This is a genomic window from Acidovorax sp. GW835-FHT14G06 (genome assembly GCF_058793595.1).
This window is the reverse complement of record NZ_JBXAGA010000020.1, coordinates 1-24,396: the sequence shown is the minus strand read 5'-3', so window position 1 is coordinate 24,396 and position 24,396 is coordinate 1. Positions and strand designations below refer to the sequence as shown.

Below are 24,396 nucleotides of genomic sequence, written 5' to 3'. Positions count from 1 at the left end.
CGACGGTAGCCTTCACAGCTATCAGTCACATGCCGTTCTTCTGGGCGAAAAGGCGCAGAAGTTTCTGGCTCACCGGAGCACTCTCATGTCTCAAATCGCCACAGTCGTAGCCGTGAACGGCACAGCATTTGCGGTCGATGCCAACGGCAATCGCCGCGCCCTCAAAGCGGGGGACGTTCTGCAAAAAGGAGAAGTCGTCCAGACCCCAGCTGGCTCCAGGGTGGAGCTGCTGATGGACGATGGCAAGGTGCTTGCCGTGGCACCTGAGCAGAACATCAAGCTCGATGAAAGTGTCACGCAGACGGCCGAACGCCCTACAGCGCAGGACGCTAGCGTAGCCCAGGGCACCATTGATACGGTGATCCAAGCGCTAGAGCGTGGTGGTGACCTGAACGAGCAACTGGAAGCTACGGCTGCGGGTCTCGGTGGCGGTGGTGGCGAAGGAGAGGGCAGTAGCTTTGTGCAGCTGCTGCGCATCTTCGAAGGGGTTGATCCCCTGTCCTATCTCTACAGCTTCACGCCCCAGTCGGCCCCGGACATCGATGTCAACCCGCTGGCGGTACTTGCACTTGATGCGTCACCACCGGCGCCAGCACCAGCGCCCGCACCAGCCCCCGCTCCTTTGCCTCCTGCTCCGCCTCCGGCCCCGAATCCGCCGGTGCCGGCGCCTCCTCCGCCTCCGGCTCCCCCGCCACCCGGCCCTCCTCCTGTCTCTCCCCCTCCTCCTCCGCCCGATCCGGTGCGGGTGAGCCTGAGCATCACACTCGAAGAAGAATCCGTCCCTTCCGGTCGCGAGAGCCGCAGTGTGAACGGTGTGATCGGCAACGACGAGGACGAGGGCCTTTACAGCTACCAGCAAGGCATGTTTGACTTGGGTGGCGGTAGCATTTCCTCGATCAGCGTGCCGGGTTTTGCTCCTGTGTTTGTCACAACAGCAGGCGTGACCATCTATTTCAACGCGCAGGGAGAGCCCATTCCCCAGGGCGACCCAACGCCCCCGGCGGTCCTGCTGGTCATCACCTCCAGCGGTGGCTACACATTGACGGTTGTTGGCCCGCTACAGCATGCACCAGGCGGCGGTGAAAACTTCCTGGCGCTGCCCACGGTGACGATCAATGGCGTCACGGGCGAAGGTGGTGCGTTCACGGCCGAGGTGGGCATGTCCGTGCAGGATGACATCCCTGTGATCGACTCCCACACCGACGGTATCCCGACGCTCATGACGTCTGACCGTGGCGTGAACCATGCCAACAACACCGGGTCCGAAGGGACGGAAAACAACCCACAGGGTCCCGACGCGGACACCGACAGCAATACCTTCAATGGCACGGCGTTCGTGGTGTCGTTTGGTGCTGATGGCCCCAAGCTGCACCCCGGTGGTAGCGGTGGGGAAGAGGGTCAAAGCGAGAAGACTCCCGACGGCTACGCTTTCGCCTTCCAGATTGGCAACGGTGGCGCTACGGGGCTCTACGCCACCGGCACCAATACCGAGATCATGTTGAGTGCAACGGGCAACCCTGGCGAAGTGGTCGGTCGTGATGGCAGTGGCAACGTAATTCTCACTCTGCAGATGGATCCGCAGACGGGCGCTGTGGTCATGACCCAGACGGGGGCCATTCGCCATGCCGCGCCCGATGGCGTGGAGGGCGGGCTGGACGAGCTGCAGGCCATTGGCAAGGGCGTGCTTTCCGTAGTGCTGGCCGCCACGGACAACGACGACGACACCGTGATGGCTCAGCTCGACTTGGGCGGGCGGTTGCTGTTTGGCGACGACGTGCCTGTTTATCGCTATGACAACGATGGGGAAGAGTTGCCTGACGAAGGCGACGAAACGCAGTACCTGCGCACAGGATTGGAGCCTAGCCTTTCACTGGAGGCGGAGGAAGAGTCCGTGCGCGTCGATGGCGACAAGATCGGCAACGACGAGAACGACCTACCTCTGACCTCCACGGCCAACGGCGGTCTCACCCAGATCAACGGTGCCATCAACTGGGGTGCCGACGGTTTCGGCCAGCTTACCGGCGTGCGTGTGGGCAGCGGCGAAGGTGCCAGCGTGGTACCTGTCGGCCAGACCGTCTGGTTTGGCGCCGATGGCTCCGTGATTCCTTCAGGCCCCGGCGGTGCTCGGCCCGAAGGTGCCGCAGCCAGCCTGCTGGTGGAAGCCTCGGGCAGCTACACCCTGACCGTGCTGGCCACCATGAACCACGCGGCGGGTGGGGAAGTGGTGCAAGGGGAGGATTGGCTCAACCTTGAAACCGTGCGCCTGATGGGCGAAGACGGTGACGGCGACCCCATCACCGTGGCCTTGGAGACCCGGGTGCAGGACGATGTGCCGGTGCATGTGAAGGTCCTGGGTGTTCCTGTGCCACTGGTTGCTCTGCTGGAAGAAGAGTCCGCATCGAACGGTGAGGGCGGCGTGATAGGCAACGACGAAACTGGGTTCTTCGACCCATTGAGCGCCTCCACGGGCAACCAGTCCATGACCGGTGTCGTGCGCTGGGGGGCCGACCAGTTTGGTGGGGTGGTGGCCGTGCGGATTGCGGGCCAGGAATATGCCGTGGGCAACGCGGGCGCCACGGTGTACCTGGACCGCGACGGCCAGCCCATTGCCGACGGCGACACCACAACGCCCCGCTCTGTGGCGCTGGAGATCGACGGTGCTTCCGGCGGTTACAGCCTGACGGTGATTGGCCCCCTGAACCACGAAGCGGGTTGGGGCGAAAACCTGCTGCTGCTCCCCACGGTGACTTTCGTAGGTGTGGATGGCGACGGTGACCGCATCGGGGTGGACCTCTACGCCAAAATTCAGGACGACGTGCCCGAACACGCCAAGGTGGACGGCAAGGTTGTCAAACTCAGTGTCCTGGTCGAGGAAGAGTCGGTGCCTGTGTCGGGCGGCGGCACGCTGGGCAACAACGAAACCGAGAACCCTGACCTGAGCTATGTGAAGTCGGACGCCACGGGCTTCCAGGGCGCAGTGAAGTGGGGGGCTGACCAGTTCGGCGGCCTCACGGGCATCAAGGTGCAGAACGGGTTCTTCTCCGAAAACAGCTACAGCCCGGTGGGTGGCGTGGTGACGGTGTACTTCGACCAGAACGGCAAGGCGCTGGCGGCGGGCGCCACCAGCGGCGCAGCAGTGCTGACGGTGAACGCAGAAACCGGGGCCTACCAGTTCGAGGTGCTGTCGGCACTCAAGCATTCCTCGCAGGGCGAGGATCTGCTGAACCTGCCCAAGATCACTTTCGTGGGCCAGGACGGCGATGGCGACACCATTGGTGTGGAACTCAATGCGTCGATCAAGGACGATGTGCCCATCGTGACGGTGTCCGAAGCAGTGCCTGTGGCGGCACATGGTTTCACGGTCGAGTACAAGGGGGGCGAGGCGGGCTACAACAACAGCTTTGGCTACTACTTCAAGAACCCCGATGGCATGATCGACCTCTCCAAAGGCGGCATGGTGCTCTGGGACAACGTCAAGACCGAGGGCAATGCGGCGGTGTCGCTGCCCACAGGGGTCACTGCGGACCAGATCGGCTTCTTCATCATCCCCAACGGGGATGGCCGCAACGGTGCCTTGGGCGATGCGCAGACCGTGTCGTTCCAGCAGGTCAATGGAAAGTGGACGGCCTTTGTGAATGGTGTTGCCCTGTCGGGCGATGGCGCGCCGGTCTATTTCTCGGACCAGCGGCTCAACAGCGACGGCCAGTCGCATGTACAGCAGACCCCCTCCGGAACGTCGGCTGGCCAGGGCAGCAAAGGCAACTTCAACTGGGAAGACCTCAAGATTACCTCCACCAGTTCGGACAAGGACTATGACGACGTCAACCTGAACCTGAACTGGAACGTGCCGCTGTTGGTGAAGGATGCCGAGGCCGACGCAGGCACCAGCTCTGACACGGATGGCAAGGCGCTCTCGGGCAGTTTCCAGTTCAGTTTCGGGGCGGACGGCGCTGCCGCCACGGGCAGCAAGACTTTTGGCCTGAGCGTGGGCGCCCAGGGGCAGGCCTCTGCCCTGAAAGACACCGCAACGGGTTCTACCGTGCTGGTGAAGATGGAGGGCGGCGCAGCCGTGGGCTACATCCTCATCGGTGGCGTACAGACCAATGTGTTCAAGGTCGCAGTGGCAGGCGATGCGGCCAACAACGGCCAGGTGACGGTGGAGCAGTTCCGCGCGGTGGTGCACCCCACCAACGATCCGCACGAGATCGTCAACATCGGCGGTGGCGTGATCCAGCTGACGGCGCAGGCCAAGGACGGCGACGGCGACAAGTCCAATGTGGCCACCTACGACATTGGTCGGCAGATCAACTTCCAGGACACCGGGCCGGTGGCTGCGGACGATGCCCGCAATCTGGTGGCCACAGCCGGTGCCACGGGTACCACAAGCCATGCGCTTGGCAGCGTGCTCAGCAACGATTCCTATGAGGCCAAGGCCGACGGCGGTGCTGCCAGCGTGGTGTTCACCCGCGCTGGAGGCGACCGGTCGTACGATACCACCGACCTCACCGGTCCTTCGATGGATGCCACGGGCACCATGGGTGCGCTCAAGATTGCGACCGACGGTACCGTGTCCTACACCCTTGACAACCTCAAGGCCATGGCCCTGGGCGCCGGGGCGACGCTGACCGACCAGTTCAACTACCAGATGAAGGATGCTGACGGCGACACCGATGTGGCCAACGTGCGGGTTACGGTGCAAGGCGTTAACGATGCGCCCGAGTTCGTGACCGGCAACGACCAGACGACCCAGATATGGATCGACAAGGACGGCGATGGCAACAAGGACGAAGGCGAAGTGTCGCGCTACTCCGGGGCGAATGCTGACCAGATTGCAGTGAGCGTCCAGGAAGACGCCCTGGCGCAGGGCAATCGCGATAACCCCGGTCAGAGCACCACGGATTCCGCCGGTTTTGGCGTGGCGGACCCGGACATCGGGGACACCGTGTCGGTGCGCTTTGACACCACGGGCCCCTTGCCTGTGGTGACCTCCGGCGGTGTGGCCATCCAGTGGGTGCCCAATGCCGCTGGCACCGAACTTGTGGGCAAGGTGGGCGACACCACCATCATCAAAGTGACTATTGGCGGCAGCTACGACAGTGGCTACACCAGCAATGTAGTTCTGCTGGGCCCGGTCGATCACGCCCGCCCGGCCGCTGGGGCGAGCACCGACGGCGATGTGAAGGAGCTGAACTTCACCGTCATCGCCAACGACCGGCCCGCCAACCCGGCTACCGGCCTCACGGATTCCATGGCCCTCAAGGTCTCGCTGGAGGATGATGCACCCGTTGCGAAGCTGGTGGAGGGAACCTCACAGGCCGTTGTGCTGACAGCGATGCTGGAGGAAGAGGCCGCCTTGCGCGATGGCGTGAAGATTGGCAACGACGAACGCGATGCCAGCGATTTCGTCAACGGAGCCCAGTTGGAGGCATCGACCGGCGTGCGTGTCATGAACGGGGCCGTCAGCTGGGGGGCGGATGGCTTCGGCAAGGTCACGGGCGTGCAGTTTGGTGGCGTTACCGTGGCCGTGGATGGTGTCTCTGGCGGCAAGGTGTATTTCAATGCAGCCGGCCAGGCGCAAACCGGCGCGATGGGGGCAGCCGCCGTGCTGGAGGTCAAGGCCAACGGTGAATACACACTCACGGTGACCGGTGCACTGACCCACTCTGCGCAGGGAGAGGACACGTTGAACCTGGGCCGTGTGCAGATCGTGGGCGAAGACCGCGACGGCGACTCCATCGGTGTGGAGCTTGCCGCCAGCGTCAAGGACGATATCCCCGTCATCACCACGGTAGAGCCCGACCCCGTGCCAGGCATCACTGTGCAACTGGTGGGCAGCGACGCTGGGTACAACAACACATGGGGCTACTACATCAAAAATGCCAGTGGCGAGCCCACCACTGGCATGGTGGTGTGGGATAACGTGAAGAACCAGCCGGTGACCAGCGTCACCCTGCCGCCTGGCGTGTTGCCCGGCCAGGTGGGTTTCTTCATGATTCCCAATGGCGACAGCCTCAATGGCTCGCTGGGCAACAGCACCCCGGTCAGCTTCTCCAAGGACGGCGGTGGCCAGTGGGTGGCGAATGTAGGGGGCTCGCCGCTCTCGGGCCAGGGGGCTCCCGCGCTGTTCGACAACAGCACGCTCAATCTCGACGGCCTGTCGCATGTGAACACGGTGGCCATGGGCCCTGTCACCGGCAACCAGAACTGGGAAGACATCTACGGTGGGGGTGACCGCGATTACAACGATGTCATGCTCAATGTCTCCATGCCGCTGCTGGTGGACGACAGCTTCCTGGATGTCGATGCGGAGTCCGACCTTGGGGCCACACGCTTCACTGTGAGCTATGGAGCAGATGGTGCTGCAACGCTGAACGGCAAAACGTATGGCCTGGTGCTCAATGGTGGCGAGGGCAGTCCATCGGGCTTCCGCGATACCGCGCTGTTCTCCAATGGCCAGCCCTCGGATGTGCTGCTCAAGAATGGCCCCGGCGGCTCGGTGATCGGCTATGTGGTGGTGGACGGCGTGGAGAAAACCGTCTTCAAACTGTCGATTGATGCCGCCACTGGCGAGGTGACCTTTGACCAGCAGCGCACCGTGGTGCATTCCACGCCGGGTGACTCGAACGAGGTGCAGGCGGGCATGGCGGGCAAGATTGGCCTGCAGCTCACCGCCGTTGACGGCGATGGCGACAAGGTCGATGCCAGCATCGATGTGGGCCGGATGCTGTTCATTGCCGATGATGGCCCGGTGGCCTTGGACGATACCGACGGAACGCAGTGGGTGGTGGACCGCTCCGTGGCCACCGGCAATGTGATATCCGGTGCGGGTACTACCTCGGGCGCTGCTGGCAAGGATGTGCATGAAGGCATGCAGGACGGCGCCAAGGCAGAAGTGGTCCAGGTGCGCGCCGGTGCCGAAGGTGCGGTGTGGACCCCTGGCACGGCTGTCGCCAGCGGCGGCAGCGCCGCGGTGGCCGGCCAGTACGGCACACTCACCATGGAATCCGACGGGGATTACACCTACACTGGCCACCAGACGACCATCCATCTGGGTGGTGGGGCGGCGGTGCCTGCCGGGACCGATGCCTTCGACTACGGCAAGCCATACACCACGAATCTGGGTGAGCAACTGATCACCAGCCCCACCCCAGCGCAGACCGGTGGTGCCGTGGTCACCAGCCAGGGCAATGGTGCGGGCGTGGACGATCCGACCGAGCCCGTGCCGGGCGACGTGGGTGCGAGCACGCCCGAGCAGGTCGGGTACTCGCCTTCTCAGGGCTCCGAGGCCCTGTCGGTGGACCTGGGCAAGATGGCCGTGCGGGCCGTGGTGGACATCTCCAACCTGTTCCAGAACGAATCGGGCCAGACGGGCAACAGTGGCGAAACCGGCCGCTGGGAGGCTTTCGACGCCGCCGGCAACAAGGTGGGCGAAGGGATGATCGGTGGCGTGCTGTTCAACAACGGCGCCAATGGCAGCGACCCGGTGCACCAGGGGCAGGTGGAGATCGAGGTGCTGGGGGCCGATGGCAACCCGATTGCCTTCCAGAACGTGGTGTTCTCTGGGGTGGACTACCTGGCGGGTGACAAGGGCAGCGATAGCTCCGACTATTTCGTCAAGGCGGTCAGCTTTGAGGAATATGTGGAGACCGGCTCCAAGGACCAGTTCAGCTACCAGATGGAGGACGGCGACGGCGACACCGACAGTGCCACGCTGACCATCGACACGGGTCACCAGCTGAGCGACCAGGGCCTGGGCATGGTCTACGAAGACGGCCTTGCCACGGGCAATGTGGACAGCAGCCCGCACACCACCGACACGGCAGGCACGCTGGGCATGGGCAGCGCCACCTACACCCTGGGTGTGCCGGTGCAGAAGATCACCTCGGCAGGCGACGAAGTGCGCTGGACGGTGTCGGGCGAGGGCAAGACGCTGACGGGGGTGGCAGGGGCGGGCGCGGATGTGCGCACGGTGGCCGTGGCCACTATCGACGATAGCGGCCAGTACAAGCTGGAGCTGAAGGGCCAGGTGGACCACGCCTACACCGAAAGTGGTGAAGAGAATCTGTACCTGCAACTGGTTGCCAACAAGACCGAAGGTGGCGAGACCGAGGTGCAGGGCTTCAACGTCAAGATCCAGGACGATGCGCCGGTCTACCTGGGGGGCACGCAAGACACGCTGGTCGCCAACAGCGGTGTGGGCGAGGTCGTCGCTGACCTGGGCGCCCGCGTCGGGGCCGATGTGGTGGGGGCGGATGTGAACATGGCCGCCACCACGACGGCGTCTGTGGGCGGCTCGTCGCTGCGCTATGTGTCTCTGTCCTACATGCAAGGGGGCTCGGTGCAGTCCACGGTGATGACGGTGGGGGGCAACAAGGTGTACTACCAGGCCACCTCCGACGGCACCGTCAAGGCCGTGTACGAAGACTGCGGCGAGATCAAGACGGCCTTCACTGTCGATGGTGTGGTCAATGCCGATGGCACCACGAGTTATGTCACCAATATGATGGCTGTGGCTGACAAAGTGCAGGTGGGAGCAACGGAAGTTCCTGGCGGCACAACAACGGTGACCAAGACGGTGACCTTTGGCGATAGCACTCAGGACAAGGTGTACAAGCCTGACAACTACACACAGTCGTCTGCCGGGGGCAAAGATGACGCGGCGCGGTATGTGGATTCCGCCACGGGCGTCTACATGCAGATTTCCGCCGAGAAGGACAAGACCATCGTCAACGAGGTCGAAAGGCAGCGGGATGGTGATTGGGAGGTGAAGAAAGACGACACCACCTTTGGCCCCTCCACCAGCGGCGAGGACGTCAACTGGTCCTCCACGGGCGGCGGCAACGGTGGTGGGGGCTTTGGTGTGGGAGACAACTACATCGGCAATAAGAGTTACGTAGGCGCAGAGGAAGACTCTCAGTCCGATGCCGTCAAGGAAGGAGATGGTGCCGGAGAGCGGTTGGTCATCGAATTCTTCAAGTCCGATGGCACCCGTATGAATGTGGCCTCTGCGGGCTTCGAGCTGGATCACCTGGGCAAGAAGGAAACCGCCATCGTCACCGCTGCCAACACAACCACGCCGGTGGGGTCGCCGATGGACATCCAGGGGACGACCTCTGGCAACAACACGAACAGCGGGAATGCCAGCGCGGAAACGCCCGTGGGCGTGGACCCCAGCGGCACAACGACCTTCAACACGGTGCAGTTCGCTGCCAAGGACGGGACGGAGTACCGCGTTACGGACGCCATGACCTTGACCTACACCGAAACCGTGACCAAGCCCCCGGTCATTACGCCGGTCTACGCTGACCAGGTATGGATCAACTTCCAGGCTGTGGTGGTGGATGGCGATGGCGACAAATTGGCCAAGCCGATCGACGTGAAGGTGGTGATTGATACTGACACCAAACTCGATGGCGACAAGGTGGTGTTGTCTGATGCGGTGAATGGCGGGCTGGCCGTCAAGGGCGGCGACGCTTCCGAAACCATTGTGGGCAGCGCTGGCCACGACACGGTGCTGGCTGGCAAGGGCGATGATGTGGTCAAGGGCGGCGATGGCGATGACAAGCTCGACGGCCAGGCAGGCAACGATACGCTGGATGGCGGCAAGGGGATCGATACCCTGGTGGGGGGCAAAGGCAGCGACACGCTCACTGGTGGTGATGACGACGACACCATTAAGATCAACTTGGCGGACAGCACCCCGGGCGGCGCCGACAAGGATGTCGTCAAGGACCTGATCGAAGGCGACAAGATCGAAGTGGCCGACCTGCTGGCGGACGATGGCGGCGACCTGCTGGCGAGCCTGCCACCTGCGGCCGACGCTGCGGGTGACACCACCGTCACGCTCGACAGCAACGGGCCTGCGGGCGGCGGCGCGTCGCAGACGGTGGTGGTGCAAGACACCACGCCAGCAGCCTTGGCAGTGGACTTGGCCTTGGGGGTGCCCAGCGTGGCGACCATTGAGGTCAAGCCGAACGACGACTGACCATGCCCCGCGCCTGGGACGGTGTTCCAGGCGGCCTTCGGCCGCTGTGGCCCTTGCCTCCAGGCCCTTGCGCTTCGCAGCGTGAGGGCCTTTTCTATTGAGTTTTCAATAAGAATGGCCGTTTCCGCCCATGGGAGTAAAAGAGTTTGCGATCAGTTTTAAACAATTGATGGGTGTTGACTCCGGGCCCCGATGGTGTACGAACACGTTCGCGGTGGACGGGGCGAGCGCCCCGTCCAGTGCCTTGCCGTTTAGCGGATGCCCGGTCCGGTGGCGCCGTCAAAGCCCAGCGACGCCAGAAGGGGCAGATCGTCCCGCGACTCCACCCCAAGGGCGATGACCTGGATGCCAATCGCGTGAGCGATGTTGCACAGGCCCCGCAGGAACTCCTGGTTGCCCAGGTTGTCGCCAATGCCGCGCACGTAGCTGGGGTGGACCTTGATGTAGTCCAGCCCCAGGTCGGCGAGCTTGTTGCCCTCGGTGAAGCGTTGGCCGAAATACTCGATGCCCACGCGGCAACCCAGTTGCTGCAAGGTGTGCGCCAGCTCCTTGAAGGCATCGAAGGCGCGGAACACGCCGTACTCTGGCACCTCGAACAGCAAGCGCGCGCACATGTCGGGGTAGGTGTGCAGCATCTGGGTGAGTTCGTTGCGGAAGCGGAAGTCCGCGATGGTCTCTGCGGAGAGGTTGACCGCAATGTCTCCGGCCGAGCTGCGCAGGTGCTCGATGGCCAGGCGCACCACACGCAGGTCGATGGGGGCCGTGAGGTTGAGGTGGGCCGCCATGGGCATGAAGTCGCCCGCCGACAGCAGGGCGCCCGAGGCATCGGCCACTAGGCGGATCACGCCTTCCTGGTGGATGGCGCCGTCCCCGCTGCCATTCACCACGGGGTAGAAAGCCAGTTGTAGCCGGCCGCCGCTGACCGCCTCGGTCAGCAGGGTACGCCACTGTTCGGCAGGCCGCGCGTCGGCGGCGTGTTCGCCCTCATCAACATACATGCTGTTGGGCCCGAGGGACGCCGCACGGGCCAGCGCCTCGTCGGCTCGGCTGAAGAGTTCGCCCAGGGGCTCCTGCCTGCGGTATCCCACCGCGCCGATGTGGAACAAATCCGGCACCAACGCCGACCAGTGGGGAAGCCACAGGGAGGACAGGCTGGCGAAGATGTCCTGCGCGGCCTCTTGCGGCGACGGTGTGGAGGGGCACAACACCCCGAACTCGCCGCCCTTGAGCCGACCGGCGCGCTGGCCGGGCTTGCCCTCGCCGCTCTTGTACAGCACGGTGCCCAGGTGCTTGAGCAGCGCGTCGGCCTTCTGGTGCCCCAGTTGGGTGTTCAGCCCTTCGAGATCGGTCAGTTGAAGGATCACCAAGCTGCCCGCTGAGAGGAATTGCTCCCCTTCCAGCGCCTCATGAAGGTGCGACAGGAAGTAGTCCCTGCTAGAGAGCCCGGTCACCGCATCGCGATTGACCTTCTTGCGCAAGCCGTCCAGGCGCGCAGCCTCTTCGCCGAACATCGACCGCAGGCGCGTGACCATGTCGTTCATGCCACGCGCGACACTGCGCAGCTCCGGCGTGTTCGGCTCGGCAATCTTGATGAAGCGCCGGTCCGCGATGGCCTCGGCCTGCGCCACCACATCGCGCAAGGGCTTGGTGATGCGCTTGACGGCCAGGGTGCCAACGCCACCTGCAACGACACTGCCGAGGACAAACCAGGCCAGCAGCTCCAGGGTGCCCGTCCACAGGCTTTGGTAAGCGTACTGGTCGTGGCTGGCGAGGGTGAGGGTGCCGTATTGTTTCCAGCCGTCCTGGATCTGGGCCCGGCCGGGCTCGGCATTCATGGGGATCAGCCGCGCAAACCAGCCCGGCGCGCCCTGCAATGTGCCGGAGAAGCTGCGCTCGACCAATGTCTGGCCGGTGGGCGACACAATGCGGATGAAGCGGTAGTGCCCGGCGTCGAATTGCGCGGCCACCTGCAGTTCGACAGTCACGGGGTCTTTGTCCAGCTGCGACAGGGCCAGAGCCAGCGAGGTTGCGTTGTCGATGTTCTTGACCTGCAGCTGCTGCTGCAGGTAGTGCCGGGCAGACAGCACACTGACCAGCATGCTGCCCCCAAACGCAAGCGCCATGACCAGTCCGATGGCGAGCCAGAGTTGTTTGGTGAGTGACATGGTGCTGTATCTCCGAGAAATGGCGCAGCGCTCAGAAGCCTTCTTGCCGCATGCGTTCGAGGACATCGCGCCAGCGCGACAGGCGGGCCGTCGGGTCTGCCGAGGAGGAGGTGGCGCCGGAGACCCAGAGGCCTTCGTTGTTGAAGCTGAAGACGGGTGAAAGATCGGCCCTGGACGATGCGGGCCGGATGTTGGTGATCAGGTTGTCTAGCACCATGGGCTCGTCCGCAGGGTTGGCGTAGTAGCCCAGCACCATGTGTGCTTCGCTTTTGGTGCTGCCGGCGCCACCGATCCGGGCGCGCACATAGATCATGCGTAGCTTCGCGTTGGGCACGCCCATGTGCAGCAGTGTGATGTACTTGGCGATAGAGAAATCTTCGCAGTCACCGGCATTTCTTCCCATGAACTCCAGGGGCGTCGCCCAGTAGTCATCCTGCTGCCAGACGGCAATATCGCTCTCAAAAAGCATGCGCCGATTGAAGAAATTGTTGACATGGGCAAGCTTCTCGGGCTCGCTCAGGTGGCTTCCCTCGGTCATCATGGCCCGCCAGGCAATGACGAGATCCGCACCTTTTGCGCCATAACGTTGCAATGCCAGCGCCTGGATCTTGTCGAGGTCGGGGGCACTGAAAACCACCCCCAGCGCCAGGGCGATGGTGAACGCCACCAGCACCCGAAGTTGCGCAGTGACCCGGGGTACGTTTTGGAAAAGTGACGGCAGGAAGGGCATGAAACGCGGAAAACGCGGCGGCTACCTTGCTGAAAAGTACCTTGACAGGCCCGCAGTGGCTATTTTGTAAAAAAAAACTGTGCGAGTTTCAAGGTAAATGTTACGTTTCGATTCTGCATCACAAACGATTCGGAGTCGCCATGAAACTGCCTCTTACCCTGATCACTGCCGCTGTTGTTGTCAGCACGAGTGCTTCTGCGCAAGCACTTCCCGAAGGACTTGTTGATGCGGCCAGAAAGGCCGTGACAAGCAATCCGGATGTGCAAGCGCGCTGGTTCGGTTTTCGAGCTGCCGATTCAGAGCGCGGAGTTGCGCGAGCTGGCTTTTTGCCGCAGCTTGATGCGATTGCCAGTACAGGGAGAGAAAGCCGTGTACGTCCGTCAGGGAGCACTGGTTCGTATCAACATACAGGTTCGGCATTGACGCTCAATCAGATGTTGTTTGACGGGTTTTTCACCAGCAACGAAGTCAAGCGTCTGGGGCACGCGAAGTTGACGCGCTACTACGAGTTGGTTGAAGCGTCTGAGACCGCTGCGCTGGAGGCTGTGCGGGCATATGCCGATGTCGCGCGTTACCGCGAGTTGGTCGAGCAGGCGAAGCAAAACTATGTTGAGCACAAGCTGACGACCAACCAGATTGATGAGCGTACTTCGGCTGGAGTGGGTCGTCGAGTTGATCTGGAGCAGGCGACAGGCCGCTTGGCGTTGGCCGAGTCGAATCTCCTGACAGAGGTATCGAACCTGCACGATGTCAGCGCGCGCTACCAGCGGTTAGTTGGTGAGCTGCCCCCTGGCGCATTGGCGCCCTTGCCTGAAGGCTTCAAGCTCTCACAACTTCCTCAAAAAACGGAGGAGGTGATCAGTTTGGCGCTGAACAACAACCCCACCATAAATGCCGCCATTGAGAATATGTTGGCCAGTGAGGCCGGTATTGCGTCGCAGAAGGCGGGCTTCATGCCGCGTCTCGATTTCAGAGCGCGTCAATCGTGGGACCGCAATTTGATTGGGGAGCAGGGACGATCGCGCGATAGCGCGGTGGAACTTGTGCTCACCTATAATTTTTATCGTGGCGGAGCCGACAAGGCGCGCGAGCAGCAGGCTGTGGAGAACAAGTTCCAGGCGCGTGAACTCAAGGAAAAAGCCTGCCGGGATGTGCGCCAGACCACGGCGATTGCGTTCAACGATGTAAAGCGGTTGGTCGAACAGATGACTTATCTGGACCAACATAGGCTATCGACTGAAAAAGCTCGAGAAGCCTATCGTCAGCAGTTCGATCTGGGGCAGCGCACCTTGCTTGATTTGCTCGACACCCAGAACGAAGCGTTCCAAGCCAGCAGGGCTTACATCAATGCCCGGTACGATCAAGTGGTAGCCCAGGCGCGTACATTGAGTGCAATGGGGCAGTTGTTGCCTGCACTGAACGTGACGCGCGCCGATATGCCTTCGCCCGGAGATGCCGGGCAGGTGCGCAGTGGTATTGACCCTGCCGAATTGTGCCCGGCGGAGGCTCCGGTATCTATAGCTGTCGATAAGATCAAAGCCGTGGCGGATACGCCTATTCGGCCACGTGCAGCAACGCCATCGCCATCTCCGGCATCAACAGCCACACCGGAAAAGACGGCTAGGCCTACTGCAAATCGATAGTGGGTTGCATTCGCACCTGGTGGGAGTAGGCGTGCACACCAGGGGCGGTAAGAGTGTTCAAACCCCAGCGGCGTGCGCCTGTTGGTCCGCGTGGTAGCTGGATCGCACCATGGCGCCCACAGCCGCGTGGCTGAAGCCCATCTTGTAGGCCTCTTCCTCGAACATCTTGAAGGTGTCGGGGTGCACGTATCGGCGCACGGGCAGGTGGCTGTTGCTGGGGGCCAGGTACTGGCCGATGGTCAGCATGTCGATGTGGTGTTCGCGCATGTCGCGCATCACCTGCAGGATCTCTTCGTCTGTCTCGCCCAGGCCGACCATGATGCCGCTCTTGGTGGGCACGTTGGGGTGTAAGGCCTTGAACTTCTTGAGCAGGCTCAGGCTGAACTGGTAGTCGGAGCCTGGGCGCGCTTCCTTGTACAGGCGGGGTGCGGTTTCCAGGTTGTGGTTCATCACATCGGGTGGCGCGGACTTCAGGATTTCCAGGGCGCGGTCATCGCGGCCGCGGAAGTCGGGTACCAGGATTTCAATTTGCGTCTGGGGAGACAGCTCGCGGATGTTCTGGATGCATTCCACAAAGTGGCCGCTGCCGCCGTCGCGCAGGTCGTCGCGGTCCACGCTGGTGATCACCACGTACTTGAGCTTGAGCGCGGCAATGGTCTTTGCCAGGTTCAGCGGCTCGTCCTTGTCCAGCGGGTCGGGGCGGCCATGGCCCACATCGCAGAACGGGCAGCGGCGCGTGCACTTGTCGCCCATGATCATGAACGTGGCCGTACCCTTGCCAAAGCATTCGCCAATATTGGGGCAGGAGGCTTCTTCGCACACCGTGTGCAGCTTGTGTTCGCGCAGGATCTCCTTGATCTCGTAGAAGCGCGTGGTGGGGCTGCCCGCCTTCACTCGGATCCATTCGGGCTTTTTGAGCACTTCGCCCTGTTCCACCTTGATCGGAATGCGCGACAGCTTGGCCGCAGCCTTTTGCTTGGCCAGCGGGTTGTAGGCTTCGATGGATTGCGCTTCGCGGACGACTTCAGGGGTGCTCATGGCTGTAGGCAGAGTTCAGGGCGCCAACCGGATGCTGAGCTGCTGGCCCAGCACCTGCGCGGCTTCTTCCCAAGTGGTGTGGACCCCGATTGTAGAAAGGTCCACCGTTTTCAATCCTGCGTAACCGCAAGGGTTGATGCGGCCGTAGGGCTCCAGGTCCATGTTCACGTTCAGCGCCACGCCGTGGTAGGTGCAGTGGCGGCTGACCTTGATGCCCAGGGCTGCGATCTTGCCCAGGCCTTCGAAGCCGGGCGTGGGCGCCTCCGAGCCCGTTCGTTTTTGGGGGCGCTGGGGCAGCATGGAGTGGCTGTGCGGATCATCCAGGCGCACGTAAATGCCGGGTGCGCCGGCAACCCGGTGACCCGTGATGCCGAAGTGCGCCAGCGCGCGGATCACGGACTCTTCGACGCGGTAGACGTATTCCTTGACGAAATAGCCTGCGCGTTGCAGGTCGATCAGCGGGTACGCCACCACCTGGCCCGGGCCGTGGAAGGTCACTTGTCCGCCCCGGTTGGTCGCTATCACGGGGATATCGCCCGGGTGAAGGACATGATCGCTTTTGCCCGCAATGCCTTGCGTGTAAAGCGGCGCATGCTCACAAATCCAAAGCTTATCCGGGTCAGAGGGCGTACGTGTGGTCGTGTAGTCCTGCATGGCCTGCACAGTGCTGGAGTAGTCCACGCGGCCCAGCAGGCGGATGTCAATCGTCATGGTGCAACTTGCAAGGGAGCGGCTACAGCACCACTTTCACCAGCGGATGCGATGACAGTGCACGGTACAGGTCGTCCAGCTGCTCGCGGCTGGTCGCCGTGATGGTGATGGTTACACCGAGGTAATTGCCTGCGCGACTGTCACGCAGTTCAATGGTGGTGGCGTCGAAGGTGGGGTCAAACTGGCGGGCCAGTTCGGTCACCGCGTGCACGAAGCCGTCCACCTTGGCGCCCATGACTTTGATCGGGAACTTGGAGGGGTATTCGATCAGCGAGTCTTTGCGTGGATCTGTTGCCTGCGTATCGAGGCCGTTGGCGGGCGGCGGATTGGAGGATGTCATGGTGGATCGCGGTGGTAGGGATGCTGCAGTTTCAATAGCTAGGCATGCACTGTCATTGTGCGCCACGGGCTGATGAGGGTGTCTGAATTGTGTGTTTGGCGTGCGCCAGATCGGTGCATTGCGCGAGGTTTTTGGAGCGCAAAAGCCGTTGGCGCATCACCACAACAGAGCAGGCGCACACGAAGCCCACAGGCGTGTTTGCGGGTTTTCGTCTGCTGCCATGGGTTTTTACTTATAATTAGAGGCTTTGTAAAAGTTGCGGTCTGTAACGCGGGCGTCATTCATCAATGAAAACAATCCCGCCAGAGACTGAAACTGAGGCTGAAGAATCTGACTTCAAGCCCCTGACGGCCCAAGAGGCGCAGCAGTGGCGCAGTCGCCATCCGCCCCTGTCGGTGTGGAGGGTGGTGGCAGGTCAGGCGCTGGTTGGAATGCTGGTGGCCCTGGTGGCTTGGGTTCTGACGGGCAGGGCGGTGGTGGGCTGGTCAGCAGCCTATGGCGCCCTGGCAGTGGTGGCCCCGGCTGCACTGTTTGCTCGTGGTGTGTTGCGTCACAAGGCGTTATCCAACCCGCGGGCCGCCATGGTGGGGTTCTTTGGGTGGGAAATCGCCAAGATCATGCTGACGGTGGCGCTGCTGGCGGCGGCACCTCGGCTGGTGCCGGGATTGAACTGGATTGCCTTGCTGGTTGGCATGGTGGTCGCAATGAAAACGTACTGGGTGGCACTTTTGGTGCGGCCTGGTGTCCGAAAAACCGATTGATAGAGAGAAGAGTTGTCCGATGGCCGCAGAAGCGCACGCTCCGACTGCAAGTGAATACATCGTTCACCACCTGCAGCATCTTCAAAACGTCAACCAGACCAAGATTGTTGATTTCACCGTCATCAACTACGACTCGATCATCGTAGGTTTGGTTCTGGGTGCGTTGACCCTTTTGATTCTGTGGTCAGCTGCCCGTAAGGCGACCTCTGGCGTGCCTGGCCGCTTCCAAGCGGCGGTCGAGATGCTGGTCGAGATGGTGGACAACCAAGCCAAGGCGAACATCCACAACGCTGAAAGCCGCAAGTTCATTGCACCCCTGGGTCTGACGGTGTTCGTGTGGATCTTTTTGATGAACTTCATGGACATGCTGCCCGTGGACTTGCTGCCTGCCATCTGGGCGCAGATCTATGGCGCCGCTGGCCACGATCCTCACCACGCGTATCTGCGTGTCGTGCCCACGGCCGACCTGTCCACCACGCTGGGTCTCGCTTTTGCCGTGCTGATCCTGCGCTTCTGGTACAGCGTCAAGATCAAGGGCGCCGGCGGCTGGGCGCATGAATTGGTGTCGGCTCCATTTGGCACCAGCAAGAATCCCATCTTCGCCCTGATTCTGGGCGTGGTGAATCTGCTCATGCAGATCATTGAATATGTCGCCAACACCGTGTCCCACGGCATGCGGTTGTTTGGCAACATGTACGCTGGCGAACTGGTGTTCATGCTCATCGCCCTCATGGGCGGAGCTGCGGCCCTGTCGCTGTCGGGTGTGCTGCTGCCTGTGGGCCACGTCATCGCTGGCACCATCTGGACGCTGTTCCACATTTTGGTGATCTCGCTGCAAGCGTTCATTTTCATGATGCTGGCGCTGATTTACCTCGGTCAGGCGCACAACGCGCACTAAGTTTCCCTTTCGTTTTTTCTTTCCTTAACTTTTCTTTTTTAACTCAGGAGTCATCATGGAAAACATTCTCGGTCTCGTCGCTCTGGCTTGTGGTCTGATCGTTGGTCTGGGCGCTATCGGCGCTTCCATCGGCATCGCGCTGATGGGTGGCAAGTTCCTCGAATCTTCGGCACGTCAGCCTGAGCTGATCAACGAACTGCAAACCAAGATGTTCATCTTGGCCGGTCTGATCGACGCTGCGTTCCTGATCGGTGTGGCTATCGCCCTGCTGTTCGCTTTCGCCAACCCCTTCGTTTCCACGCTCTTGGCCAACCTGCCCAAGTAATTCCCGTTCAACGCCACTTTAGAAAGGTGTTGCCGTGAGTATCAATGCGACCCTGTTCGTTCAGGCCATCGTCTTCCTGATCCTCGTGTGGTTCACGATGAAATTCGTGTGGCCTCCGATCGCGAAGGCGCTGGATGAACGAGCCCAGAAAATCGCCGATGGCCTCGCCGCTGCCGACCGTGCCAAATCCGAACTGACCGCTGCCAACCAGCGCGTTGAAAAGGAATTGTCACAGGCGCGCAACGAGACGGCCTCGCGTCTTGCGGACGCCGACCGTCGTGCCCAGGCCATCATCGAAGAAGCCAAGGCCCGTGCCACAGAGGAAGGCAACAAGATTGTTGCTGCTGCCCGCGCTGAAGCCGAGCAGCAGACGGTCCAAGCCCGCGAAGCCCTGCGTGAGCAGGTGGCAGCGCTGGCCGTCAAGGGTGCTGAGCAGATTCTCCGCAAGGAAGTCAATGCTGGCGTCCATGCCGACCTGCTCAACCGCCTGAAGACCGAGCTGTAAGGGGACACACATGGCTGAACTCGCCACCATTGCACGCCCTTACGCCGATGCCTTGTTCAAGGCTGCCACTGCGGGTGCGGGCGTCGATCTGGGCGGCACTGCTGCCTGGATGGACGAACTGGCGGCGATTGCCGCCAACCCCCAGCTGCGTCAGTTGGCGGACAACCCCAAGGTGACGGCAGACCAAGTGTTCGCCGTATTCACCGGGGTCGCTCGCTCGGCCCTGCCGGATATGGCCAAAAATTTCCTGCGCACAGTCATCGACAACGGACGCATTGATGCGCTCCCGGAAGTGGCTGCGCAGTTTCGTGCCCTCGTGAATCGTCGCAACGGATCCTCGGATGCCGTGGTGTACAGCGCATTTCCGATGGACAGTGCTGCACTGTCCGAGGTCAGCGCGGCGCTGGAAAAGCGCTTCGGCCGCAAGCTCAATCTCGCTGTACAGCTGGATGAGTCCCTGATCGGTGGTATTCGCGTAGTGGTGGGTGACGAGGTGCTGGACACTTCGGTCAAGGCCCGTCTTGAACAAATGAAAGCGGCCCTCATCGCGTAATGCGCGACGAGGACAGCGAACCAAAGAAAGAAGGAAAGAGTCATGCAACTCAATCCCGCAGAAATTTCTGAACTCATCAAGAGCCGCATCGAAGGTCTGGCAGCCAGCAGCGATATCCGTAACCAGGGCACCGTGGTGTCCGTGTCAGACGGTATCGTGCGCGTTCATGGCCTGTCGGACGTGATGCAGGGCGAAATGCTCGAGTTCCCCGCCACCAAGGACGGTCAGCCTTCCTACGGTCTGGCGCTGAATCTTGAGCGCGACTCCGTGGGCGCCGTGATTCTGGGCGAGTACGAGCACATCTCCGAAGGCGATACCGTCAAGTGCACGGGCCGCATTCTGGAAGTGCCCGTTGGTCCCGAACTGATCGGCCGCGTGGTGAACGCCCTGGGTCAGCCTATCGACGGCAAGGGCCCTATTAACGCCAAGCTCACCGACGTGATTGAAAAGGTCGCTCCTGGCGTGATCGCCCGCAAATCGGTGGATCAGCCCCTGCAGACCGGCCTGAAGTCCATCGATTCGATGGTGCCCGTGGGCCGTGGCCAGCGCGAGCTGATCATTGGCGACCGCCAGACCGGCAAGACCGCTGTGGCCATCGACGCCATCATCGCCCAGAAGGGCCAGGGCGTGACGTGTATCTACGTCGCCATTGGTCAGAAGGCTTCTTCGATCAAGAACGTGGTGCGCGCTCTGGAACAAGCCGGTGCCATGGAGTACACGATTGTGGTGGCCGCATCGGCTTCCGAATCGGCCGCTATGCAGTACGTGTCTGCCTACTCTGGCTGCACGATGGGCGAGTACTTCCGCGATCGTGGCGAAGACGCCCTGATCGTGTACGACGACCTGTCCAAGCAAGCCGTTGCCTACCGCCAAGTGTCGCTGCTGCTGCGCCGCCCACCAGGCCGCGAAGCCTACCCTGGCGACGTGTTCTATCTCCACAGCCGTCTGCTTGAGCGCGCAGCCCGTGTGAACGCCGATTACGTTGAAGCCTTCACCAAGGGTGAAGTCAAGGGCAAGACGGGTTCGCTGACGGCACTGCCCATCATCGAAACGCAAGCCGGCGACGTGTCCGCTTTCGTGCCTACCAACGTGATTTCGATCACCGACGGTCAGATCTTCCTGGAAACCAGCCTGTTCAACGCCGGTATCCGCCCCGCCATCAACGCCGGTATCTCGGTGTCGCGCGTCGGTGGTGCTGCCCAGACCAAGCTGGTGAAGAACCTGTCCGGTGGTATCCGTACCGACCTGGCCCAGTACCGTGAACTGGCTGCCTTCGCGCAGTTTGCTTCCGATCTGGATGAAGCCACCCGCAAGCAGCTGGACCGTGGTGCCCGCGTGACCGAATTGCTCAAGCAAGCACAGTACAGCCCACTGTCCATCTCGTTGATGGCTTCCACGCTGTTCGCTGTGAACAAGGGTTTCATGGACGACATCGACGTCAAGAAGGTGCTCGACTTCGAACACGGCCTGCACCAGTTCCTGAAGACCAGCCACGCCGCTTTGCTGGCCAAGCTGGAGCAGGCCAAGGCCATGGACAAGGACGCAGAAGCCGAATTGACCGCAGCGATCGCCGCGTTCAAGAAGTCGTTCGCTTAAACCGGACGAGGAGCCATCATGGCAGCAGGCAAGGAAATACGCGGCAAGATCAAATCGGTGGAAAACACCAAGAAGATCACCAAAGCCATGGAAATGGTGGCTGCATCCAAAATGCGCAAGGCGCAGGACCGGATGCGGGCTGCCCGCCCATACAGCGAGAAGATCCGCAACATTGCAGCCAACCTCGGCAAGGCCAATCCAGAGTACGTGCATCCGTTCATGAAAGTGAACGATGCCAAGACCGCTGGCGTCATCGTCATCACCACAGACAAGGGTCTGTGCGGCGGCATGAACACCAACGTGTTGCGTGCCGTGACGACCAAGCTGCGTGAATTGCAAGGTGCTGGCGTCTCGACCGAAGCCGTGGCGATTGGCAACAAGGGCCTGGGTTTCCTGAACCGTGTGGGCGCCAAGGTGGTTTCGCACGTGACGGGTCTGGGCGACACCCCCCACTTGGACAAGCTGATTGGCCCGGTGAAGGTGCTGCTCGATGCATACGCAGAAGGCAAGATCAACGCGGTGTACCTGAGCTACACCAAGTTCATCAACACCATGAAGCAGGAATCGGTGGTGGAGCAGCTGCTCCCCCTGTCCTCCGAGCGGATGCAGGCTGAGAAGACGGAACACGGCTGGGACTACATCTATGAGCCCGATGCGCAAAGCGTCATCGACGAGCTGCTGGTCCGTTATGTCGAGTCCCTAATCTACCAGGCGGTTGCGGAAAACATGGCGTCCGAGCAGTCGGCACGCATGGTGGCCATGAAGGCCGCCACCGACAACGCCGGCAGCGTCATTGGCGAGTTGAAGCTGGTCTACAACAAGACGCGCCAGGCAGCGATCACGAAAGAACTTTCGGAAATCGTGGCTGGCGCCGCTGCTGTGTAAGCAGCTCAACAAACTACTTTATTGGAGCGAAAAATGGCTCAAGTGCAAGGCAAGATTGTTCAATGTATCGGCGCTGTGGTGGACGTTGAGTTCCCCCGCGACCAGATGCCCAAGATTTATGACGCCCTGAAGCTCGAAGGCTCGTCGCTGACGCTGGAAGTGCAACAGCAGCTGGGCGACGGCGTGGTGCGTACCATTGCCCTGGGTTCGTCCGACGGCCTGCGCCGCGGCATCATGGTGACCAACACCGGCAACTCCATCACCGTGCCTGTGGGCAAGGCGACGCTGGGCCGCATCATGGACGTGCTGGGTGCGCCCATCGACGAACGTGGTCCCGTGAGCCAGGAGCTGACGGCCTCCATCCACCGCAAGGCCCCTGCGTACGACGAACTGTCGCCGTCGCAAGAGCTGCTGGAAACCGGCATCAAGGTGATTGACTTGGTCTGCCCGTTCGCCAAGGGCGGTAAGGTCGGCCTGTTCGGTGGCGCCGGCGTGGGCAAGACGGTGAACATGATGGAACTCATCAACAACATCGCGAAGGCCCACAGCGGTCTGTCGGTGTTCGCTGGTGTGGGCGAGCGTACCCGTGAAGGGAACGACTTCTATCACGAAATGGCCGATTCCGGCGTGGTGAACCTGGAGAAGCTCGAGGAGTCCAAGGTAGCCATGGTGTACGGCCAGATGAACGAGCCCCCAGGCAACCGTCTGCGCGTGGCCCTGACCGGTCTGACCATTGCGGAATCCTTCCGTGACGAAGGCCGTGACGTGCTGTTCTTCGTGGACAACATCTACCGCTACACGCTGGCCGGTACCGAAGTGTCCGCTCTGCTGGGCCGTATGCCTTCCGCCGTGGGTTACCAGCCTACGCTGGCTGAAGAAATGGGCCGTCTGCAAGAGCGTATTACGTCCACCAAGGTCGGTTCGATCACTTCCATCCAGGCCGTGTACGTGCCAGCGGATGACTTGACCGACCCATCGCCTGCTACGACGTTCGCCCACTTGGACTCTACCGTCGTGCTGTCGCGTGACATCGCTTCGCTGGGTATCTACCCCGCTGTGGATCCTCTGGACTCCACCAGCCGCCAGCTGGACCCTAACGTTGTGGGCGAAGACCACTACACCACGGCCCGCGCCGTGCAGGGCACGCTGCAGCGCTACAAGGAACTGCGCGACATCATCGCCATTCTGGGCATGGACGAACTGGCTCCTGAAGACAAGCTGGCCGTGGCCCGCGCTCGCAAGATCCAGCGTTTCCTGTCGCAGCCTTTCCACGTGGCCGAAGTGTTCACGGGCTCCCCAGGCAAGTACGTTCCCCTGTCGGAAACCATCCGTGGTTTCAAGATGATCGTCAACGGCGAATGCGATCACCTGCCAGAGCAAGCGTTCTACATGGTGGGCACCATTGACGAAGCCTTCGAAAAGGCCAAGAAGGTGGCCTGATGAGCCGTCGGCCGGGCTGTCCATGGCGGCTCGGCCTTCAGCAATCAAGCAACCCACCTTTTCCTAGGAGCAATGATGAACACTATCCACGTTGATGTGGTCAGTGCCGAAGAGTCCATCTTCTCCGGTGAAGCGCGCTTTGTCGCTCTGCCCGGCGAAGCTGGCGAACTGGGCATTTACCCCCGCCACACCCCGCTGATCACTCGCATCAAGCCGGGCTCGGTGCGCATCGAAATGGCTGACGGTGGCGAAGAGTTCGTTTTCGTGGCCGGTGGCATTCTGGAAGTGCAACCCAACTGCGTGACCGTGCTGTCCGACACCGCCATCCGTGGCAAGGACCTGGACGACGAGAAGGCCAACGCAGCCAAGTCTGCCGCCGAAGAAGCGCTCAAGAACGCCAAGAGCGACATCGATCTGGCCAAGGCCCAGTCCGAGCTGGCTGTTATGGCTGCCCAGATTGCGGCATTGCGCAAGTTCCGCCAAAAGAAGTGATCCTTCGCGGGCATCGCGGTGCTGAACAAAAAACCCGGCGATGCCGGGTTTTTTTATTTCCGGCGCCCGAGCATAGCTTGCAGCGGGTGCCTGAAGTGATGGGTACGTGTCGCCTCACCACCATGACTACCAACTGGCTTTGGAGACGTGGCTGGTGGCGCTATCTCCGCTCAGAAGCTGATGTCTGTCAGACAAAAAAGGCCGGGGCCCCTCACAGGGCCCCGGCCTTTTGCATTGGCACTTTTCACAAAGCCCTCATGCAGTCCGCATGGGGCCTCTGGCAATTACATCGCGTTGCCGATTTCGCCAGCAGAGATCTGGCCGGTGCG

Annotated in this window: 16 protein-coding genes; 11 read left to right on the top strand and 5 right to left on the bottom strand. The window is 61.7% G+C overall.

The features are described 5' to 3' along the window. Positions 1 to 85 precede the first annotated feature (85 nt). Positions 86 to 9,985 (top strand): retention module-containing protein, encoded by a 9,900-nt coding sequence (locus AC1Q64_RS23530; protein ID WP_492252973.1) that lies wholly within the window; start codon positions 86 to 88, stop codon positions 9,983 to 9,985. Between the two features lie 251 nt (positions 9,986 to 10,236). On the opposite strand, the gene AC1Q64_RS23525 is transcribed toward AC1Q64_RS23530, so the two are convergent. After that, positions 10,237 to 12,150: a bifunctional diguanylate cyclase/phosphodiesterase gene (locus AC1Q64_RS23525; protein ID WP_492252972.1), complete on the bottom strand. Its 1,914-nt coding sequence runs from the start codon at positions 12,148 to 12,150 to the stop codon at positions 10,237 to 10,239. 31 nt (positions 12,151 to 12,181) lie between these two features. After that, positions 12,182 to 12,880 (bottom strand): transglutaminase-like cysteine peptidase, encoded by a 699-nt coding sequence (locus AC1Q64_RS23520; protein WP_291438248.1) that lies wholly within the window; start codon positions 12,878 to 12,880, stop codon positions 12,182 to 12,184. Positions 12,881 to 13,020: 140 nt separating this feature from the next. Here AC1Q64_RS23520 and AC1Q64_RS23515 point away from each other — a divergent pair, with 140 nt between their 5' ends. Next, complete coding sequence (locus AC1Q64_RS23515) at positions 13,021 to 14,523, top strand: TolC family outer membrane protein (protein ID WP_492252971.1); 1,503 nt, start codon at positions 13,021 to 13,023, stop codon at positions 14,521 to 14,523. A gap of 57 nt (positions 14,524 to 14,580) precedes the next feature. On the opposite strand, the gene lipA is transcribed toward AC1Q64_RS23515, so the two are convergent. Genes lipA through AC1Q64_RS23500 form a run of 3 tightly spaced genes read right to left on the bottom strand, consistent with a single transcriptional unit; the run spans position 14,581 to position 16,612 of the window. Continuing rightward, positions 14,581 to 15,561, bottom strand: a complete 981-nt coding sequence (lipA, locus tag AC1Q64_RS23510; protein WP_291438246.1) for a lipoyl synthase — start codon at positions 15,559 to 15,561, stop codon at positions 14,581 to 14,583. 15 nt (positions 15,562 to 15,576) lie between these two features. Next, positions 15,577 to 16,272: a lipoyl(octanoyl) transferase LipB gene (lipB, locus tag AC1Q64_RS23505; RefSeq protein ID WP_492252970.1), complete on the bottom strand. Its 696-nt coding sequence runs from the start codon at positions 16,270 to 16,272 to the stop codon at positions 15,577 to 15,579. Between the two features lie 22 nt (positions 16,273 to 16,294). Next, on the bottom strand, positions 16,295 to 16,612 hold the full coding sequence (locus tag AC1Q64_RS23500) for a YbeD family protein (RefSeq protein WP_291438244.1): 318 nt from the start codon (positions 16,610 to 16,612) through the stop codon (positions 16,295 to 16,297). Between the two features lie 287 nt (positions 16,613 to 16,899). Here AC1Q64_RS23500 and AC1Q64_RS23495 point away from each other — a divergent pair, with 287 nt between their 5' ends. The 9 genes from AC1Q64_RS23495 to AC1Q64_RS23455 all read left to right on the top strand — a co-directional run bounded on the left by AC1Q64_RS23495 (position 16,900) and on the right by AC1Q64_RS23455 (position 24,067). Beyond that, positions 16,900 to 17,373 carry an ATP synthase subunit I gene (locus AC1Q64_RS23495; protein WP_291438243.1) on the top strand — a complete coding sequence of 158 codons (474 nt, stop codon included), beginning with the start codon at positions 16,900 to 16,902 and terminating at the stop codon, positions 17,371 to 17,373. Positions 17,374 to 17,392: 19 nt separating this feature from the next. Beyond that, positions 17,393 to 18,271 (top strand): F0F1 ATP synthase subunit A, encoded by an 879-nt coding sequence (atpB, locus tag AC1Q64_RS23490; RefSeq protein ID WP_291438242.1) that lies wholly within the window; start codon positions 17,393 to 17,395, stop codon positions 18,269 to 18,271. Between the two features lie 55 nt (positions 18,272 to 18,326). Then, a complete protein-coding gene (atpE, locus tag AC1Q64_RS23485) occupies positions 18,327 to 18,596 on the top strand; it encodes a F0F1 ATP synthase subunit C (protein ID WP_015012210.1) in 270 nt (89 codons plus the stop codon). A gap of 34 nt (positions 18,597 to 18,630) precedes the next feature. Beyond that, entirely contained in the window at positions 18,631 to 19,101 is a 471-nt protein-coding gene (locus tag AC1Q64_RS23480; protein WP_056058864.1) for a F0F1 ATP synthase subunit B, read from the top strand. A 10-nt stretch (positions 19,102 to 19,111) separates the two neighbouring features. Further along, on the top strand, positions 19,112 to 19,654 hold the full coding sequence (locus AC1Q64_RS23475) for a F0F1 ATP synthase subunit delta (protein WP_492252969.1): 543 nt from the start codon (positions 19,112 to 19,114) through the stop codon (positions 19,652 to 19,654). A gap of 42 nt (positions 19,655 to 19,696) precedes the next feature. Further along, positions 19,697 to 21,250, top strand: coding sequence for a F0F1 ATP synthase subunit alpha (atpA, locus tag AC1Q64_RS23470; RefSeq protein ID WP_055396240.1), 1,554 nt, complete (start codon positions 19,697 to 19,699; stop codon positions 21,248 to 21,250). An 18-nt stretch (positions 21,251 to 21,268) separates the two neighbouring features. Next, on the top strand, positions 21,269 to 22,135 hold the full coding sequence (gene atpG, locus AC1Q64_RS23465) for a F0F1 ATP synthase subunit gamma (RefSeq protein ID WP_291438239.1): 867 nt from the start codon (positions 21,269 to 21,271) through the stop codon (positions 22,133 to 22,135). 33 nt (positions 22,136 to 22,168) lie between these two features. Continuing rightward, positions 22,169 to 23,575 (top strand): F0F1 ATP synthase subunit beta, encoded by a 1,407-nt coding sequence (gene atpD, locus AC1Q64_RS23460; RefSeq protein ID WP_291438238.1) that lies wholly within the window; start codon positions 22,169 to 22,171, stop codon positions 23,573 to 23,575. Between the two features lie 75 nt (positions 23,576 to 23,650). Next, positions 23,651 to 24,067 (top strand): F0F1 ATP synthase subunit epsilon, encoded by a 417-nt coding sequence (locus AC1Q64_RS23455; RefSeq protein ID WP_015012216.1) that lies wholly within the window; start codon positions 23,651 to 23,653, stop codon positions 24,065 to 24,067. The last annotated feature ends 329 nt before the right edge of the window (positions 24,068 to 24,396 follow it).